This window comes from Streptosporangium sp. OZ121, assembly GCF_051918885.1.
Lineage (GTDB): Bacteria > Actinomycetota > Actinomycetes > Streptosporangiales > Streptosporangiaceae > Streptosporangium.
The window spans coordinates 1-666 of record NZ_JBPXMC010000104.1 but is presented as its reverse complement, the minus strand read 5'-3'; the positions used below and the strand labels follow the sequence as shown (position 1 = coordinate 666).

1 protein-coding gene is annotated in these 666 nt (G+C 67.6%); it reads left to right on the top strand.

All coding sequences use genetic code 11. From position 1 onward, the window contains the following. Nucleotides 1-97 precede the first annotated feature (97 nt). A complete protein-coding gene (locus ACTOQ1_RS42910) occupies nt 98-577 on the top strand; it encodes a hypothetical protein (RefSeq protein WP_440074382.1) in 480 nt (159 codons plus the stop codon). Nucleotides 578-666: the final 89 nt, after the last annotated feature.

Below are 666 nucleotides of genomic sequence, written 5' to 3'. Positions count from 1 at the left end.
GAGTGTGCATTCCTGCGCAGAAGGAAGCGTCGACTGTTTCTAGTGTCCGTGGTGTCCGAACGGCACGACCCCTCACCACCCGCACAGGAGCATGACGATGAGCACCACGCGCACCCTTCTCGCCGGAGCGGCCCTGGCCGGTTCCCTGCTGGCCGGCATCGCCGCGGCCCCCGCCGCCTCCGCCGCCACCGCCACCGCCGCCTCGGCCACGGTCGCCACGCAGCAGGCACAGACCTCTGGCAAGCACTTCTTCGGCCCCTACTACTCCGGGTACGGCCGCGGCGAGGACTTCGCCCACCGCTCTTACTTCAAGGGCTACTGGACCAAGGACAACGGCCGCTACTGGTTCTACGGCGACCTGTTCGACCGTGACCGCGACCGCTCCTACAGCTACGTGTGGTTCAAGTGGCACGACCGCTTCGGCTTCCACACCAAGGTCTTCAAGACCCGCGGCCACGGCGACATCGACCGCTTCGGCGGCTTCAAGAAGAGCAACGGCTTCGACGACTTCAAGATCCGCGTCTGCGAGGGCACCGACAAGTTCGACGACTGCGGCCGCTGGGGCGACGCCTTCTAACCCCCACCCGCACACCGACCCGACACCGACCCGATCGGTCTCCCACGCTCGAACCCGGCCGGCTCCCCAGGGGGCCGGCTTCGTGCTGT